At 72.1% G+C, this 17256-nt stretch carries 11 protein-coding genes; 7 read left to right on the top strand and 4 right to left on the bottom strand.

The features are described from left to right. Nucleotides 1–18 precede the first annotated feature (18 nt). Both AMYNI_RS0106420 and AMYNI_RS43770 read right to left on the bottom strand, forming a co-directional pair. On the bottom strand, nt 19–813 hold the full coding sequence (locus AMYNI_RS0106420) for a L,D-transpeptidase (RefSeq protein ID WP_020667163.1): 795 nt from the start codon (nt 811–813) through the stop codon (nt 19–21). A 435-nt stretch (nt 814–1248) separates the two neighbouring features. Beyond that, nucleotides 1249–2127, bottom strand: coding sequence for a LysR family transcriptional regulator (locus AMYNI_RS43770; RefSeq protein WP_020667162.1), 879 nt, complete (start codon nt 2125–2127; stop codon nt 1249–1251). A 118-nt stretch (nt 2128–2245) separates the two neighbouring features. Here AMYNI_RS43770 and AMYNI_RS0106410 point away from each other — a divergent pair, with 118 nt between their 5' ends. Both AMYNI_RS0106410 and AMYNI_RS0106405 read left to right on the top strand, forming a co-directional pair. Further along, entirely contained in the window at nt 2246–2764 is a 519-nt protein-coding gene (locus AMYNI_RS0106410) for a cupin domain-containing protein (RefSeq protein WP_020667161.1), read from the top strand. 163 nt (nt 2765–2927) lie between these two features. Further along, a complete protein-coding gene (locus tag AMYNI_RS0106405) occupies nt 2928–3251 on the top strand; it encodes a DMT family transporter (protein ID WP_020667160.1) in 324 nt (107 codons plus the stop codon). Nucleotides 3252–3267: 16 nt separating this feature from the next. Here AMYNI_RS0106405 and AMYNI_RS0106400 read toward each other — a convergent pair whose 3' ends face one another. Both AMYNI_RS0106400 and AMYNI_RS0106395 read right to left on the bottom strand, forming a co-directional pair. Continuing rightward, nucleotides 3268–4263, bottom strand: coding sequence for an aldo/keto reductase (locus AMYNI_RS0106400; protein WP_020667159.1), 996 nt, complete (start codon nt 4261–4263; stop codon nt 3268–3270). Nucleotides 4264–4266: 3 nt separating this feature from the next. Then, nucleotides 4267–5076, bottom strand: a complete 810-nt coding sequence (locus AMYNI_RS0106395) for an SDR family oxidoreductase (protein WP_026360113.1) — start codon at nt 5074–5076, stop codon at nt 4267–4269. A 393-nt stretch (nt 5077–5469) separates the two neighbouring features. Between AMYNI_RS0106395 and AMYNI_RS0106390 the strand changes: the two genes are divergently transcribed. Genes AMYNI_RS0106390 through AMYNI_RS0106370 form a run of 5 tightly spaced genes read left to right on the top strand, consistent with a single transcriptional unit; the run spans nt 5470 to nt 17110 of the window. Further along, the gene (locus tag AMYNI_RS0106390; protein ID WP_020667157.1) at nt 5470–12234 is read left to right on the top strand and encodes a type I polyketide synthase; all 6765 of its coding nucleotides are present in this window, start codon (nt 5470–5472) and stop codon (nt 12232–12234) included. Then, nucleotides 12228–14933, top strand: coding sequence for an acyltransferase domain-containing protein (locus tag AMYNI_RS43765; RefSeq protein WP_020667156.1), 2706 nt, complete (start codon nt 12228–12230; stop codon nt 14931–14933). The genes AMYNI_RS0106390 and AMYNI_RS43765 overlap by 7 nt, the downstream gene beginning before the upstream one ends. Continuing rightward, entirely contained in the window at nt 14863–15180 is a 318-nt protein-coding gene (locus tag AMYNI_RS0106380; RefSeq protein WP_040405562.1) for a phosphopantetheine-binding protein, read from the top strand. Before AMYNI_RS43765 ends, AMYNI_RS0106380 begins: the two co-directional genes overlap by 71 nt. A gap of 3 nt (nt 15181–15183) precedes the next feature. Further along, on the top strand, nt 15184–15969 hold the full coding sequence (locus AMYNI_RS0106375) for an alpha/beta fold hydrolase (RefSeq protein WP_026360111.1): 786 nt from the start codon (nt 15184–15186) through the stop codon (nt 15967–15969). Next, entirely contained in the window at nt 15956–17110 is a 1155-nt protein-coding gene (locus AMYNI_RS0106370) for a glycosyltransferase (protein WP_020667153.1), read from the top strand. The genes AMYNI_RS0106375 and AMYNI_RS0106370 overlap by 14 nt, the downstream gene beginning before the upstream one ends. Nucleotides 17111–17256: the final 146 nt, after the last annotated feature.

The following is a 17256-nucleotide window of genomic DNA, read 5'->3' as shown; positions in this document are numbered from 1 at the left end:
ACCGGGCCCGCCACGGAATCACGTGATGTTGACGATCGTGCCCAGCGGCAGGTCGACCAGCCGGTCCAGCGCGTCCTTGGTCACCCGGATGCAGCCGTCGCTGTCCGCCTTGCCCACGAAGCTCTCGTCCGGCCAGGTGTGGATGCCGACCGTGCCCGGCCCGCCGCCGAAGGTTTCGTGCGAGTCCGAATGCACGCTCAGCGGCAGCACGATGGGGCTGTACTTGTTCACGGTCTCCTCGATCGAGGCCATGATGTAGGCGCGGGTCCGCGGGGTCGGGTAGGCGGGCTTGCCGATGCCGATGGTCCATTTCCCGGCGGGCTTGGCGTTGTGCTGGATCTCCAGCTGGAACGCGTTGAGGTCGACGTTGACCACGTACTCGTTCTTCGCGCGTTCCACCGTCGCACCGTCGGTGTGCACCCAGCCCGCCGACGCGTTGGGCCGCGACGGCAGCAGGACCTGGGCCCAGCCGTCCTTTTCGGCCACCACCGGCACCCAGGTCGGCGAGCCGAGCTGCTGTGCGGGCAGCTTCGCCACCGGCTTGCCGCCCACCTCCTGGTAGACGACCAGGTCGTTCTTCGGGTGCAGCACGTCACCGGTCGGCGGCGTGGCCGGATCCCGCCCGGCGTCGGGGATGTCGCCGTAGGTCGTGGCGTCCGGCAGTTCGGTCAGACCCTCCTGGCCGACCGGGGCCGGCTGGGGTGCGGCTTCGGCGCCGCACGCGGCCGTCAGCAGCGCCAGCGCGGCGACGCCGGCCAGGGCGAACAGTCTCTTCCGCCCGGTCGCGAGGCGCCGGCCGTCGGTTTTCTCCATTGGTCACTGTCCAAAGCGGTAAGGGGGCTGGAAACGGGGGCGTCGCTTTTTGTCCGGCCGCGAGTGTGAAAAGTTCACTGAATCAGGAATCTTTTTGTCACCCCGGTGACAAAAGGCGGCATCGCCCGTCGATCCTGTTTCCACTCGTTTTGGCTTTAAGCGACAGCGCACTTGGTAACAGTGCCGGCCGGGGTGCGGCAAGATCGACCCGCCGGGGTGGCTGCGCTCGGTAGCTGCGCAAACACGTCATCGTCCCTGTTCGCCCATAAGGGCAAGTTAACCCGATCGGATGACTGCGGGTAGCACGAAGTGCAGTTGTTCTGCCACGGATGCGCGGAACGTTCCTCACCGATGGGGGAGTGCAGTCGGTGAAAAGTCCACTCTCAGTGGTACCACCGGCGGGTCGGCGGCGCCAGCCCCTGCCGGCTGTTCCGGCTAGCCGGTGTGCACGGCGTCGCGGGCGGCCTGTACGAAGGCGCGCACTCTGCTGGTTTCCGCCGCCGTTCGCCAGACCAGTCCCCATTTGACCGGCGGCGCGTCCTCGAATGGGACAAATGTCATGGTCGGTCGGGCGAAATACTTGGTGGCATGTGCGGCCAGGGGTGAAATTCCCGCACCCGTCGCGACCGCGGCGAAGAGTTCCTGAATTGTTGTCACTTCGGGACCGCGCGGAATCGTTTTTCCGGCGGGCGTTGTCCAGTCCTCGTGCCGCGCACCCGCCGGCCATGCGGCGTGGAAGACGGTGTGCCCGGCCAGGTCCTCAAGGGACACCGCCGCCCGCCGGGCCAGGGGATGGCGCGCCGAGACGGCGAGTACCAGCGGTTCGGTGTAGACCACCGGGCCAACGCTGAGCTCGGGATCGGCGATCGGCAGCAGGGTGACCAGCAGGTCGGCTTCGCCGTCGCGGAGCGTTTCGAACGGGTCGGTGAAGCCGGCCTCGCGGATCCGCACCTCGCAGTCGGGATGGCGCTTGCGGAAGGTGCTGAGCACGGCGGGGATCTCTTCGGACACCGCTGGGGCCTCGAAGGCGACCCGCAGTACGCCGGCTATCCCGCGGCCCGCCGCGACCGCCTTCTCGATCCCGGCCAGGATCTGCCGGTAGGCCGGGCGAAGGTCGTCGTCCAGCTGCCGGCCGATCGGGGTCAGGCCGACCCGGCGGCTGGTCCGCTCGAACAGGGCCGCGCCGAGCTGCCGTTCCACCTTCTTGATCGTCTGGCTGACCCTGGCCTGCGACACCCGGAGCCGCTCGGCGGTCCGCCCGAAGTGCAGCTCCTCGGCCAGGGTCAGGAAGATCTCGATCTCCCGCTGCTCCAAGACGACCTCCGGATTGATAACTGACAGGTTATCGATTGTTGCATCCTTCGCCGTTGTTCGAGCCCTCGGCCCGGGTGATCGTTGACGTAGTCGAAGTTCGTCGAACAGGAGCAAAACGATGTCGCACACCACTGGTTCCGCCGGGCAGCCGCTGCTGGTCCGGGCGGCCGAAGCCGAACTGCTCGCCGACGGTCCCGGCAGCCTGATCACCCTGCTGGCCGACTCCGGCGGCACGGGCGGCGCGCTGACCGTCAACCGGGCCAAGCTGGACCGCGGATCCGCCGGCGCGCCGCCGCATTTCCACACCCGCGCCACCGAGTTCTTCTTCGTGCTCGGCGGCTCGTTGCAGGTGCTGACCGGCGAGCGGGTGCTCACTCTGACCGAAGGCGATTTCCTTGCTGTACCACCGCGTTTGCCGCATGCCTTCGCGCCGGCGCCCGGTGCGGACGCCGACCTGCTGGTCGTGTTCACCCCCGGCATGGACCGGTTCGACTACTACCGGCTGCTGGACAGGGTGCGCCGGGGAGAGGCCGACCCGGCCGAGATCGGCGCCTCGGGGGAGCGCTTCGACAACCACTATGTCGACTCGCCGACCTGGCGCCAGTCCCGCGCCGTGGGATCCCCCGCAAACAATTGATACAGTGGTTCAAGTTGTTGAGTGTCATGCATGCCGCTAGGTGCGCCCGCCGTCCGCGGGTCACCCGCATCCGGCCGCCGCGAGCCACCCTCCGGGCGGCCCCGTCGGCCGGATAATGCATGCCACTCAAGGCGTTCAAGTTGTTCGTCTGAGGGGGTTCCGCATGCCGTTCGTGTTGCTGGCCGGGGCGATCTTGTCCGAGGTGGCCGCGACCATCTCGTTGCGGCTCTCCGACGGGTTCTCGAAACTCGGGCCGTCGATCGTCACCGTTGTCGGTTACCTGACCGCGTTCTTCCTGCTCTCCCAAGTACTTCAGGCCGGGATGGCGATCGGGGTGGCCTACGGCATCTGGGCCGCGGCCGGGGTCGCGCTGGTCGCCACCATCGGCGCGGTGTTCCTCGGTGACGGCCTCACCTGGGTGCAGGTCGGCGGCATCGTGCTGGTGATCGGCGGCGTGCTCGCGCTGGAGCTGGGCGCCGCGCACTGACCGGCTCGCGGGTGGGTCAGCGGTACTGGGGTGGGGAAAAGGTGAGGCGGGGGTCGGTCTGCACGAAGGTGCCGAGCAGCTCGTCGATCTGGGTGAGCACTTCGAAGTCGAGGGTGATGCCGGCGGCCTTGGCGTTCTCGGTGATCTGGTCCGGGGTGGAGGCGCCGGTCACCGCCGAGGCGACGTCCTCGTGCTGCAGGGTCCAGGCGATGGCGAGCTGGGCCATGCTCAGCCCGGCGTGCGCGGCGACCCCGCGCAGCAGGCCGATCCGGTCCAGCAGGTCCTTGTTCAGCAGCGGCCAGATCGCCTGCCGCGCCGCCTCGTCACCGGCGGCCCTGGAACCGGCGGGAATCCCGCCGTCGCAGTACTTTCCGGTGAGCAGGCCCTGCGCCAGCGGCAGCGAGACGAGCTGCCCGATGCCCGCGCGCCGGCAGACCGGCATCACCTGCGCCTCCGGCACCCGCCACAGCATCGAGTAGTGCGGCTGGTTGGCCACCAGCGGCACCCGGAGCTCGGCGGCCAGCGTGCTCGCCCGCAGCAGCTGTTCGGCGCTCCACTCGGAGGTGCCGACGTAGAGGATCTTGCCATGGCGGACCAGGTCGGACAGCGCCAGGAAGGTCTCCTCCAGCGGGGTCTGGTAGTCGAACCGCAGCAGCTGGTACACGTCCAGGTAGTCGGTTTCCAGCCGGCGCAGCGAACCGTGTAGCGAGGTGTGCAGGTGCTTGCGGCTCAGCCCGGAGGCGTTCCGGCTGGGGCCCTCCGGCCAGTAGACCCCGCTGCACAGCACCAGATCGTCCCGCCTGGTCGCGCGCAGGGCCTTGGCCAGTGAAACCTCCGCGTCGCCAGCGCCCCAGGCGGCCGCGGTGCTGAACAGGTTGATCCCGGCGTCCAGCGCCGCGTGCACGCAGGCGGGCGCGTTGCTCTGCGCGGTGGCCGAACCGTGGGTCAGCCAGTTGCCGTAGGACAGTTCGCTGACGAGCAGCCCGCTGCCGCCGAGCCGGCGGAACTCCATGCCTCAGCCCCGCTTTCCGAGCGCGGTCGCGGTCTCCGCCACCGTGCGGTCGATCCAGCCGTCCAGTTCCTGCGCCTTGCGCGCGTAACTGCCGCGCACCGATTCGTGCGGCAGGATCAGGAACTCCTCGCTGTCGATGCCGTGCACCACCGCCTCGGCCACGTCCGCCGGGTCCAGCAGCGGCGCGGCGGCGGCGATCGCGACCGCCGCCGGATGCTGCGCCTCGATCCCCGGCACCAGCAGGTCGGTCCGCACGCCCAGCGGGCACAACGCACTCACCCGCACGCCGCGCGGGCGGTAGGTCACCGCGAGCCATTCGGCCAGGCCGACCGCGGCGTGCTTGGTGACCGTGTACGGCGCGTCGCCCGGTGCGCTCAGCAGCCCGGCCCCGGACGCGGTGATCAGCAGGTAGCCCTCCTGCTTCGCGAGCATCGTGGGCAGCGCGACCTGTGCCGCGTAGACGTGCTGCAGCACATTCACCTCCCAGGACCGCTGCCACTGCTCGTCCGCGGCGTGCACGCCGGTGCCGAACGCGAGACCGGCGTTGGAGCAGAACACGTCCAGCCTGCCGTAGCTGTCCACTGCGAGCTTGGCCAGCGCGCGCAGCTCGTCCTTGACGGTGGCGTCCACCCGCCGCGCGAGCGCGGGGCAGCCCGCCTCTTCGATCGAGTCGGCCACCGCCTCCGCCGCGTCCAGGTCGAGGTCGGACACCAGCACGCCGCGCACCTTCTCCTGTGCCAGGCGGCGGGCGATCGCGGCGCCGATCCCGTGCGCCGCGCCGGTGATCACGACGACTCGGTCTGTCAGTTTCACGAACGCTCCAAGCTTGTCCGTCCGGTGGCTCTTTCACTATTACATGGGCGCGGCCTAAACGCATTTCCAACTTTTATCAGCTCGATGAGTGTATTGAACTTGAAACGGTGGAGCTGCGTGCTAAAGACCGCCTCTCCCAGTTGTAAAATATTGCCAGTCAAGGGGGTTTGACCTGCGACTTTAGCACGAGATCCGGATCGCGAGTACGTGCCGGCGCACGTGGGCGGACTGTCGGGGAGTGTTTGTCAGTCACGAATCAATGTGCTTACATTACGTTTCGTCGGACCTCGAACCATATTTTTGTCGGCGCGGCCGTCGTAAACCGTAAGAGCCGGGAAACGTCGGCGTCGCGCGGCCGAAGTCCTGCCGTGGTGCGAGAACAGGAGGCGTTCGATGCGCGAGGTGACCTCTTCGGTGCCAGGTCCGGTGCTCGGCCTGAGCCCGTTCGGCGTGCCGGACCCCCTCCTGGTGGCCGCGGTCTCCCGCGGCGGCGGGCTGGGCGTGCTCGACCTCGGCGGTCCGGCTGCCGGGGCCGCCGAGGGGTTGCGCCGGATCGCCGACGGCACGCCGTTCGCGGTGCGGGTCCCGCCGGGCTGCACGCTTCGCCCGGAGGACGTGCTCCGACCCGGTCTCCGTGCCGTGCTGCTGGGCTGGAACTCGCCGTGGACCCCGGAACAGGCCGGTGTGCCGGTGCTGGCCGAGGTGACCAGCCTCGACGAGGCCCACCGGGCGGCCGCGTCGGGCGCGCACGGACTGGTGGCCAGGGGTGCCGAAGCCGGTGGCAGGGTCGGCGAGCTGACCACCTTCGTGCTGCTCCAGCAACTGCTCGCGGAGGTCGACCTGCCGGTGTGGGCCTGCGGCGGGATCGGGCCGCGGACCGCCGCGGCCGCGGTCGCCGGTGGTGCCGCCGGGGTGCTGCTGGACACCCAGCTCGCCCTGCTGCCCGACACCGACGCGCCCCGCCGGCTGCGGGAGCTGCTCCGCCGCGCCGACGGTTCGGAGCCGGTGCTGGTGGCCGGTCACCGGGTGCTCCCGGACGAGAGCGGTATCGAGCGCACCGAGCCGGAGATGGCCGTCGCGGCCGGTACCGGCCAGGTGGTGCCGCTGGGCAGGGACGCCCCGCTGGCCGCGTTGTTCGAGTCCACTTTCGACAGTGCCGAACTGGCGGTGCGAAGCCTGGTGCACGAACTGGGCTCCGGAGCTGTCGGCACCACCGGTACGGGGCCGATCGAGCAAGGGGCGCCGCTGCGGCGCACCCTGGGCACCGACCTCGCCGTCGCGCAGGGCCCGATGACCAGGGTCAGCGACCAGCCGGGGTTCGCCGCCGAGGTCGCCGCGCACGGCGGGCTGCCGTTCGTCGCGGTGGCACTGGCAGACGGCCGCCGGACCGCGGAACTGCTCGGCCGCACTGCCGAGCTGCTCGGTGATCGCCCGTGGGGCGCCGGGATCCTCGGCTTCGTGCCGGAGGAGTTGCGGGCCGAGCAGCTGGAGGCGGTCCGCCGGGCCAGGCCGCGCTCGGTGCTGATCGCCGGTGGCCGTCCGGCGCAGGCGAAGGCGCTGGAAGCCGAGGGCATCGCGACCTACCTGCACGTGCCGTCCCCGATCCTGCTCCGGCAGTTCCTGGACGCCGGGGTGCGGCGGTTCGTCTTCGAGGGCGCGGAATGCGGCGGGCACATCGGGCCGCGCTCCAGCTTCGCCCTGTGGGAGGCGCAACTCGACGTGCTGCGGCGGTTCTCCGAGGAGCACCCGCGCGAGACCGGGATCGAGCTGTTCTTCGCCGGCGGCATCCACGACGCCAGGTCCGCGGCCATGGTGTCCGCGATGGCCGCGCCGCTGGCCGCGCGCGGCGTTGGGATCGGTGTGCTGATGGGCACCGCGTACCTGTTCACCGAGGAGGCCGTGCGGCACGGTGCGATCACCGAGCTGTTCCAGCGCCAGGCCGTGGACGCGCGGAGCACGGCCACCCTGGAAACCGCGCCGGGACACCTCACCCGCTGTCTGGACAGCCCGTTCGTCGACGAGTTCCGGTCGATCGAGCGAACGCTGCGCGAGCGCGGCGTGCCCGCGCAGGAACGCTGGCAGCGGCTGGAGGAGCTGAACACCGGGCGGTTGCGGATCGCCAGCAAGGGACTGCGCCGCGAAGGGGCCGAGCTGCGCGCGGTGGACGAGGCCGGGCAGCTCGCGGACGGCATGTACATGGCGGGCCAGGTCGCGGTGCTGCGCGAGGCGACCACCGATCTGGCCACCCTGCACCGCGCGGTCACCGAGGACGCCGAGCGCCTGCTGGCTGCCCGCAGGCCGGCGGCGATCCGCGAGCATCCCGGCCCGGCACCCGCCGACATCGCCATCGTCGGCATGGCCTGCCTGTTCCCCGGCGCGGAGGACCTGCCGTCCTTCTGGTCCAACGTGCTGCGCGGGGTGGACTCGGTCACCGAGGTGCCGGCCGAGCGCTGGGACCCGGCCGTCTACTACCGCGAGGGCACCGCGCCGCCGGGCAGCACCCCGTCCAAATGGGGCGGTTTCCTCGCCGACATCCCGTTCGACCCGATGTCCTTCGGCATCCCGCCGGCGTCGATGGGCAGCATCGACCCGGCCCAACTGCTCTCCCTCGAAGTGGCCCGCCGCGCGCTGGACGACGCCGGTTACCGCACCAGGCCGTTCGGGCGGGACCGGACCGGGGTGGTCTTCGGGGCCGAGGCCGGTGGCGACCTGGCCAACGCCGGGGTGCTAGCCGCCTTGCTGCCCGCCTACCTGGAGCACGTCCCGCCGGAGCTGGCCGAGCAGCTGCCCGCGCTGACCGAGGACTCCTTCCCCGGCACGCTGGCCAACGTGATCTCCGGCCGGATCGCGAACCGGCTCGACCTCGGCGGCACCAACTACACGGTGGACGCGGCCTGCGGCTCTTCGCTGGCCGCGCTCGACCTCGCCTGCAAGGAACTGGTGCAGGGCAGCAGCGACCTGATGCTCTGCGGTGCGGTCGACCTGCACAACGGCATCAACGACTACCTGATGTTCGCCTCGGCCGGCGCGCTTTCGCCGACCGGCCGCTGCCGCCCGTTCGACACCGCGGCGGACGGGATCGCGCTGGGCGAGGGCGTCGCCTGCCTGGCGCTCAAGCGGCTCGCCGATGCCGAGCGCGACGGCGACCGGGTCTACGCGGTGATCAAGGGCGTCGGCGCGGCCAGCGACGGCAAGGCCCGCGGGCTGACCGCCCCGCGGCCGGAGGGGCAGCGGCGCGCGCTGGCGCGGGCATACCGCGGTGCGGGCCTCTCGCCGTCGTCGGTCGGTCTCGTCGAAGCGCACGGCACCGGCACGGTGGTCGGCGACGGGACCGAGCTGACCACCCTGACCGAGTTCTTCCTCGCCGAGGGCGCGACGGCCGGCGGCTGCGCGCTCGGCTCGGTGAAGAGCCAGATCGGGCACACCAAGTGCGCCGCCGGGCTGGCCGGGGTGATCAAGGCCGCGCTGGCCGTGTGGACCGGCGTGCTGCCGCCCACCGCGCAACTGCGCACCCCGAACGCGGCCTGGGACCAGGCGACCAGCCCGTTCACCTTCGGCACCGCCGCCAGGCCGTGGCTGGCCCCGGAGCGCGAGCGGGTCGCCGGGGTGAGCGCGTTCGGTTTCGGCGGCACCAACTTCCACGCGGTGCTCGCCGCCGGCCCGTCGCCCGCCGCGCACCGGCACGGCCTGCGCGACTGGGACTGCGAGCTGTTCCTGTTCCGCGGCAAGGATTCCGCGGCGGCGAAACGGCAGATGACCTGGCTGCTCGAACTGGCCGAGGTTGAGAATGGAACACTGCCGCTGCGGTCGCTGGCCGCCACCGCGTCCGGCCGGGAAAGCGGGGACCCGGTCCGCTTCGCCGTGGTCGCCGCGGACCGCGAGGAACTGGTCACCGCGCTGCGGGCGGCGGGCTCCGGTGGGGCGCCGGACCGGCGGACCTGGTTCGCCGCCGGGGAGGACGAGCCCGGCAAGCTCGCGTTCCTGTTCCCCGGCCAGGGCAGCCAGCGCACCGGCATGCTCGCCGAGCTGTTCACCACCTTCCCGGAGTCGCGTTCGGTGCTGGACCTCGATCCCGGCACCGCGTCGGCGGTCTTCCCGGCCACCGCCTTCGATCCGGCCGTGGCCGCCGGGCAGGAAGACGACCTGCGCGACACCCGCGTCGCGCAGCCCGCGCTGGGCCTGGTGTCCTCCGCGCTGTTCCGGGTGCTGGACCGGCTGGAAGTGCGGCCGGACCTGCTCGGCGGGCACAGCTACGGCGAGCTGGTCGCGCTGGCCGCCGCGGACGCCTTCGACCTGCCCGCGCTGATCCGGCTCAGCGGCCGCCGGGCGGCCGCCATCCTGGGCGCGACCGGCGACGACCCTGGCGCGATGGCGGCGGTCAAGGCCACCCCCGAGCGGGTCGCCGCGGCGCTCGGCGACGCGCCCGAGGTGGTGTTGGCCAACCACAACGCGCCGGAGCAGGTGGTGCTCTCCGGGGCGACCGACGCGATCGAGCGTGCGGTGGAAAGCCTGCGGGCACAGCGAATCAGCGCGAAACGGATCCCGGTGGCCTGCGCCTTCCACAGCCCGCTGGTGGCGGCCGGGGCGGCAGGCTTCGCCGAGGCGCTGGCCGCGGAGACCGTCCGGCCGCCTCGGCTGCCGGTCTGGTCGAACCGCACGGCCCGCCGCTACCAGCCCGACGGGGTGCGCGAGGAGCTGACCGCCCAGCTCGGCTCGGCGGTGCGGTTCGCCGAGCAGATCGAGGACATGTACGCCGCCGGCGCGCGCACCTTCCTCGAGGTCGGGCCCGGCCGGGTGCTGACCGGGCTGGTCGGCTCGGTGCTCGGCGACCGGCCGCACCGGGCCATCGCCTGCGACGACCGGCCCGGTGGCGGCCGAACCGGCCTGCGCAACCTGCTGACCGCACTGGCCGGGCTGGCCACCGCCGGAGTGGACGTGCGGACCGAATGGCTGTTCCGCGGCAGGGCGGTCGCGGTTCCAGCTACTTCCGCCACCCCAGTCTCGGCACCCGGCTGGACGGTCAACGGTCACCTGGTGCGCCGGCTCGACGGCACCCCACCGCCCAACGGGCTGCGGCCCGCGAACAGGATCCCGAGGTCGACGATGACGGACAGCAGGCCGGCGGACTCCGGCGGACACGAGACCTCCGATGTGTCCACTGTGGAGAGTGACAAGGTCGTACTGGAGTTCCTGCGCAGCAACCGCGAAGTCGTCGCCGCGCAGCGAGAAGTGCTGCTGAAGTACTTCGGCAGCGCGCAGGCAAGGCCGCCGGCGGTCACGCCCGCCCCGGCCGCGAGCCCGGCTCCGGTGGAGCTGCCGAGCCCGGCACCGGTGGCGGCTCCCGAGGCCCAGCCCGAGCCCCAGGTCGTCGACGTGCTCCGCGCGGTGATCGAGGTGATCAGCGACCGCACCGGCTACCCGGCCGAGATGATCGACGGCGACCTCGACCTGGAGGCCGACCTGTCCGTGGACTCGATCAAGCGCACCGAGATCGCCGGCACGCTGATCGCCAAGCTCGGCCTGCGCGACCGGCTCGACGACACCGAGCAGGACGAGCTGAGCCGGAAGCGGACCGCGAACGCGGCCGCCGAATGGATCGAGAAGCACCTCGCTCCCGAGCCTGCCGCGGCCGAGACCGGCGAAAGTGCCGTGCCGCCCGAGACTCCCGCGACGGCAGAGACGGTGCGGACTCCGCGGGTCACCGAGACCGCCCCCGAGCCGAGCGCGGCCGCGTATGCGCCGGAACGGTTCGTGCTGCGCCAGGTGCCCGCCGCGTCCGGCCACCGGGCCGAGCTGCGCGGCCGGACCGTGCTGCTGCTGTCCGAACCCGGCCAGGACGAACTGGTCGCGTCGCTGACCACGGAACTGGCCCGGCACGGCGCCAGGACGGTGTTCCGTTCGGACTCCGGGTTCCCCGCGGCGGACCTGCTGCTCTGCCTCGGCCCGCTGCGCGACAGCGACGAACCGGCCGCCCCGCAGCTGTTCGGCACGCTGCGCGACGCCGCGCGCGCCGGTGCCGGCGCGCTGGTGGTGGCGGCCGCGGCCGGCCGTCCGCACGTGGCCGGGCTGCGCGGGCTGATCCGGGCGGTGGCCAGGGAACACGACGGCCGCGCGAAACTGGTCGAGCTGCCGGAAGCGAACCTGGTCGCGAACCTGGTGCGCGAGCTGCAGGAAGCCGAGCCGCTGCCGGTGGTGTGCTACTCCGGCGGGGACCGGACGACCTTCGAGCTGACCGCCGAGGGTCTGGGGTCCGCCGCGCTCAGCGGGGCCGGCCCTGCCGGTCCCGGTGCGGCCGAGGCGCAGGCGATCGGCCTTGACCGGGAGTCGGTGCTGCTGCTGATCGGCGGCGCCCGCGGCATCACCGCGCGGTTCGCCGGCGCGCTGGCCACCGCGGCCGGCTGCCGGATCGAGCTGGCGGGGCGGACCCCGTTCGCCGGGGAGCCGGAGGACCCGGCCACCCGCGAGCTGACCGACCCGCACGCGCTGCGCCGGGCACTGGCGGCCGGCGGCGGCTCGATCGCCGACGTGGAGCGCCAGGTGCGGACCATCCTGGCCGAACGGGAGATCGCCGCCACCTGCGAGGAGATCCGGCTGGCCGGCGGGCAGCCCGGCTACCACTGCGTGGACGTGCGCGACGGCGCCGCCCTGCAGCAGCTCGTCAAGGACGTGCACGCGCGGTACGGCAGGCTGGACGGGATCGTCCACGCGGCCGGCGTCATCGACGACAAGCTGATGTCCGAAAAGGACGACGGCTCGTTCCGCACCGTGTTCGGCACCAAAGTGGACGGTGCGGTTTCCTTGCTGGACGCGCTTTCCCAGGTCGGCGCGCGGCCGCGGTTCGTCACCTTCTTCGGCAGCATCGCCGCGGTGCTCGGCAACCGGGGGCAGACCGACTACGCGGCGGCCAACGACGCGCTGGAGAACCTCGGCGCCGGCTGGGCGGCCGCCACCGGAAACCGGGCGCTCACCGTGCACTGGGGGCCGTGGGCGCCGTCCGGCACGCACGGCGGCATGGTCTCCGAAGAGCTCGCGCGCGAGTACGGCCGCCGTGACATGCGCTTGATCGACCCAGAAGAGGGCACCACGGCGTTGTTGCGTGAACTGGCTTACGGGCCGCGTACGCACACCTCGGTGGTGTACACGGCGTCGCTGTGGTGAACGGGCAGGGCCGGGAGCCGGTCGCCATCGTCGGGATGTCCGAGCCGGAACGGGTGCTGCGCTTCGGCGCGGACGGCACGGAGGAACTGCTGGCCAGGCTCGACCGGCCGGACACCGAGCTGCTTGCCGGCGTGCCCGACGAGACGGGCGAGTGCCGGCTGGCCGTGGTCGGGCCGACCCCGCAGCGGCTGGCGGTGGCCCGCAAGATCGTGGCCAGGGCGCTCAAGGACGGCAAGCCCTGGCTCGGCCGCAACGATATCTGGTTCAGCGCGCGGCCGCTGCTGCGGGCCGAGCCGGACGCCAAGACGGCCTTCGTCTTTCCCGGCCTGGAGGCGGACTTCGCGCCGCGCTGTGCGGACGTCGCCGCGCACTTCGGGCTGCCGGACCCGGCCACCGGAGTGTCCGATGTGGACACTCTGCTCGGCCACGCGGATGGGGTGACCGCGGTCGGCCGCCTGCTCGACGCGGCGCTGCGCGAGCTCGGGCTGCGACCGGACGGGCTTGCCGGGCACAGCGTGGGGGAGTGGACCGCGATGATCGCGGCCGGGATGTACGCCACGGAGGAGGTGCACCGGCTGCGGGGCCGCTGCTGGCCGGACGGTTTCACCCCGCCGGAAGCGGAGTTCGTGGTCCTCGGCTGTTCGGCCGCCGAAGCGTTGAAGCGGATCGAGAACGAGCCGCGGCTGGTGCTGTCCCACGACAACGCGCCACGGCAGTCCATCGTCTGCGGGCAGCCGGAAGCGGCGGAACGGCTGGTGCGGGCCTGCCGCGAGGACGGGGTGGTGGCCAAGATCCTGCCCTTCCGGTCCGGATTCCACACCCCGCTGATGTGGCCGCGGCTCGGGCCGTTCGCCAAGATGGTGGGCGAGCTGCCGCTGTGGCCGCCGGCGGCGCCGGTGTGGTCGGCCACCACGGTCGGCGAGTACCCGGCCGGCCCGGACGAGATCCGCGCGCTGTACCTGGAGCACCTGGTCGCGCCGGTGCGGTTCCGCGAGCTGGTGGAAGCCATGTACGCGAACGGTTTCCGGCTGTTCGTGCAGGCTGGCCCCGGCCAGCTCGGCTCGTTCATCTCGGACACCCTGGCCGGCAGGCCGCATCTGGTGATCAGCGCGGATTCGCCGCTGCGCGACGGGATGGCGCAGCTTCGCCGGGTGGCCGCGGCGATGTGGGTGGAGGGCGCGTCCCCGCGGTTCGACCGGCTGGAAACCGCCGGGGAAAACACGGAGAGCGGTAAGGCGCACGAGCCGGTGGTGGGGACCGAGGCCGAGCCGCTGCCCGTTTCGTCTCCGGTGCGGGGACTGCTGGACCGGCACCCGCTGCCGGAGGTCCCGCCAGGGGTGTCCGCGGAGGTGGTCGAGGAGTTCACCGCGCTGCTCGCGGAGACTCGCGAAGCCGCGGCCTCGGTGCTGGCCGCCGCGTCCCGGCCCGCAGGCACCAGGGAGTCGGTGCTTTCAGTGTCTATGGCCGAACTGCCCTACCTGGCCGACCACCGGTTCTTCCGGCAGCGCGAGGACTGGCCGGACGAGGTCGACCGGCGGCCGGTGGTACCCGCGACCACGCTGATCGCGTTCGCGGTGGCGGAGGTGGAGCGCGCCTGGCCAGGCCGGGTGACGGTGGCCGTGCACCACGCGCGGTTCGACCGCTGGCTGGTCGCCGCCCCGGCGCAACGGGTACCCGTCCGGTTGCGGGCGCTGGAGAACGGCCGGGTCGCGGTGGAGATCGGCGGCTACGCCTCGATGACCGTCGAACTCGCCGACCGGTACCCGGCCGCGCCCGCGGTGTCGCTGCGGCCGGTGGAGCCGGAGACCGAGCCGCCGCTGCCGGCCGGCGAGATCTACCGGCGGCGCGAGATGTTCCACGGCGAGGCATATCGGGGACTGACCGTCCTCAGCGGACTCGGTGAGCGGCACATCCGCGGCGAGATCACGGTCCCGCCCGCCCCCGGCGGGTTGCTGGACAACATCGGCCAGCTGCTCGGCTGCTGGCTGATGGCCACCCAGACCGAGTACCTGCTGGCGTTTCCGCGGAGCATCAAGAAGATCTCCTTCTACGGGCCGCATCCCGAGCCGGGTGAGCGGGTGCGCAGCCTGGCCGCGATCAGCGCGGGAGAACCGGAGACGCTGCGGATGTCCGCCTCCGTGGTGCACCATGGCCGGACCTGGGCCGAGATCGAGGGCTGGCAGGACATCCGGTTCGCCTGCGACCGCGCCGCGCACCGGGTGTACGCCTTCCCGGACCGCCACCTGCTCGCCAGGCGGCGAGCTGACGGCTGGTACGAGCTGCGCGACCGCTGGCCCGGCGCGGCCACCAGGGACATCTACGCCGGGGTCTTCCTCAGCTCCGCCGAGCGCGAGGAGTACGCCCGCCGTCCGCTGTCCGAGCAGTCCGGCTGGCTGCTGGACCGGATCGTGGTGAAGGACGCGGTGCGGGCCTGGCTCGCCGGGCGCGGGGTCACCGGCGTCTTCCCGGCGGAGATCGGGGTGATCCGCGACCACGCCGGCCGGATCAGGGTCGCGGGCCGGCACGGCCGGGAACTGCCGGAACTGTCCGTCACCTTGGCGCACAACGAGGAAACCGCGGCCGCAATGGTGCGGCAAGAACTCCTACCGACGACCGTGGAGCGGGAAAATGAACGAACAGACCGTCGAACAGACCATCGAAACGGCCACGTTTTCGCGGGTGGCGGACCTGCTGACTGAGCTGGTGGGCGACGTCGAGCTGCTCGGCATCGAGATCACCAGGGAGACCACCTTCCACGAGGACCTCCAGCTGGAGAGCATCGACCTGGTGACCTTCGCCGGAATCCTGATGGAGCACTTCGGCCCCGGGGTGAACCTGGCCGAGTTCCTCGCCGAGAAGGAGCTCGACGAGGTGATCGGGCTGCGGGTCGGCGACATCGCGGACTACGTGGAGGCCGCGGAGAACACCACAGCAGGGGAGCGCTGAACCGTGCCCACCATGCTGGTCAACAACCTGCAGACGAACGTCCACCTGCTGCCGGCGCAGCGGCCGACGGGCGAGACCGTGGTGTTCATTCACGGCATGGGCACCGACAGCCTGGCCAGCTTCTACCTCACGCTGGCCCCGCCGGTGTCCGCGGCCGGGATCGACGTGGTCAGCTACGACCTGCGCGGGCACGGGAAGACGGAGAACCCGCCGAGCGGGTACACGATCAAGGACTTCGTGGCCGACCTGGACGATCTGCTCCGGCAGGTCGCGCCGGGGCGCCGGGTGCACCTGGTCGGCAACAGCTTCGGCGGCACCCTCGCCTACAGCTACGCGTGGCTGTACCCGGAGCGGGTTCGCAGCATCGTGTGCATCGAGTCGGAGCCGCCGACCGAGGAGTGGGCCAGGAAGATGACCGAGATCCTGGACCACGCCGTGTCCTTCCTGCAGAAGGAGGAGAGCTACGAGTGGATCGAAGCCGCCTACAGCGCGCACCACCGGCGGCTGGCCAGGCTGGCGGCCAGGCGGATCACCTCCACCACGATGGCCGAGGAGGTGCCGCTCGGGCCGTTGATGACGCTGGACCAGGTGCGTTCGATCGACTGCCCGGTGCTGTCGCTGCTCGGCCGGGATGGCTACCAGGCCGATGACCTGGACGCGCTGACGTCGCTGCTGCCGAAGGGCGAGCGGCACGTGTTCGACGGGCAGGGGCACTCGGTGCTGGTGGAGCAGCACCGCCAGGTGCGGGAACTGCTGCTGGAGTGGGTCGCGCGGCATGCCGGGTCGTAGGTTCCTGTTCGTCGCGCCGCCGCTGACCGGGCACGTCAACCCGCTGCGCGGGGTGGCGGCTGAGCTGGCGGCCGGCGGGGACGAGGTGGCCTGGGCCGGGCCGGAACCCGCGCTGGGCAAGCTGACCGGCGGCGCGCGGGTGTATCCGGCCGGGGATTCGGCGGAGTTCTCGCTGGACCGCCGGCCGGGTTCGCTGCGCGGGTTCGCCGCGCTCAAGTTCCTCTGGGAGCAGTACCTCGTCCCGCTCGCCGACGCGATGACCGAGCCGGTGGCGGCCGCGGTCCGGGATTTCGCCCCGGACGTCTTGGTGGCGGATCAGCAGGCGATGGCGGGCGCGCTGGTGGCGAGCAGGGAAGGGCTGCCGTGGGCGACTTCGGCGAGCACGTCCTCGGAACTGTCCGATCCGCTGGCCGCGCTGCCCAAGGTCGCCGCCTGGGTGGCCGGGTTGCAGGCCGGGCTGCGGGCGCGCCACGGCGTGCACACCGACGCCGATCTGCGGTTCTCGCCGGAGCTGCTGCTGGCGTTCACCACCGAGGCGCTGGCGGGACGGCCGGCGCTGCCGGTGCCGGTGCGCTACGTCGGGCCCGCGTACGCGGACCGGGCGGAATCGGTGGACTTCCCGTGGGACCAGGTAAGGGAACGGCCGCTGGTGCTGGTCACCTTGGGCACCGCGAACGAGGAGGCGGGACGCCGGTTCCTGGCCGCGGCCGCCGAAGCGCTGAGTTCGCTGTCCGGGCGGTTCCAGGGCGTGATCGCCGACCCGGCCGGGGTGCTCGGCGACCTGCAGACGCCGGGAACGGTGGTGGTGCGCCGGATTCCGCAGCTCGCGCTGATCCGCCGGGCCGCGGTGGTGCTCTGCCACGGCGGGCACAACACGGTCTGCGAAACCCTCGGGCACGGGGTGCCGCTGGTGGTCGCGCCGATCCGGGACGACCAACCGGTGCTGGCCCAGCAGGTGGTCGACGCCGGTGCCGGCGTCCGCCTTCGCTTCGACCGCGCCACCCCGGACGACATCCGCGCCGCCATCCTCGAAGTGACTTCGTCCCCGCCCTACGCCGCCAACGCCCGCCGCATCCGCTCGTCCTTCACCGCCGCCGGCGGCCCCACCTCCGCCGCCCGCGCCCTCCGCACCCTCACCTAACCGTCCCCGAACGGCCAACTCGCCGACCCCCAACGTGGGACTCGCCGACCCCCAACGTGGGACTCGCCGACCCCGAACGTTCAACTCGCCGACCCCCAACGTGGGACTCGCCGACCCCGAACGTTCGACTCGCCGCGCGCCCGCGA

This window comes from Amycolatopsis nigrescens CSC17Ta-90 (assembly GCF_000384315.1).
Lineage (GTDB): Bacteria > Actinomycetota > Actinomycetes > Mycobacteriales > Pseudonocardiaceae > Amycolatopsis > Amycolatopsis nigrescens.
The sequence above is the reverse complement of the archived record's forward strand: the minus strand, read 5'-3'. Positions and strand labels throughout refer to the sequence as shown.